This is a genomic window from Flavobacterium erciyesense (genome assembly GCF_018069925.1).
GTDB lineage: Bacteria > Bacteroidota > Bacteroidia > Flavobacteriales > Flavobacteriaceae > Flavobacterium > Flavobacterium erciyesense.
Genome location: NZ_JAGPXB010000044.1, coordinates 1 through 536, shown reverse-complemented (window position 1 = coordinate 536; position 536 = coordinate 1). Strand labels below are relative to the sequence as shown.

Here is a 536-nt window from a genome sequence, read left to right as displayed (position 1 = left end):
ATTTGTCTGCCGAAGCAAACTATTGTATGACGATAAATTCTATCGGTTCTTTTCAAATCTCCCGATTCTATTACTCTTATTCTTTTGTCTTGAAATCTCTTTCAAAACGGCTGTCAATTCAATATGTCTAGGAACGTATTCTTCTTTATTTTATTCGCTTTTCGTATGTCTCAAAGCGGGTGCAAAAGTAGAAATTTCTTTTTAACTATGCAAGAAAAATTTAAAGTTTTTTTTTCGAAAATGTTTTTCGAAAGTTTTCTTTACTTTTTCTCTCAATATGTAGTAAGAACTCTGCTCTATTGCGGGGTGCAAAGGTAACATCTATTTTAACTCTGGCAAACTTTTTGCAATCTTTTTTTAAAAATTGTTTCTTCGTTTGTTTCAGGTTTTTATTAGAACGTTGCTGTGATTGCGGGTGCAAAACTACAACCTTTATTCGCTTTTACAAGGCTTTTTTAAACTTAATTTTAAACTATTTTTTAATTGGCTTAAAATCAAAGGAGTTAACTAGGAAGTTTTTTTGTTAGCTGTGATGG

At 30.8% G+C, this 536-nt stretch carries 1 protein-coding gene; it reads left to right on the top strand.

Annotated elements, in window-relative coordinates:
• Window positions 1-205: hypothetical protein (locus tag KBJ98_RS15235; RefSeq protein WP_210791953.1), on the top strand; the 205-nt coding region annotated here is incomplete at its 5' end.
• Window positions 206-536: the final 331 nt, after the last annotated feature.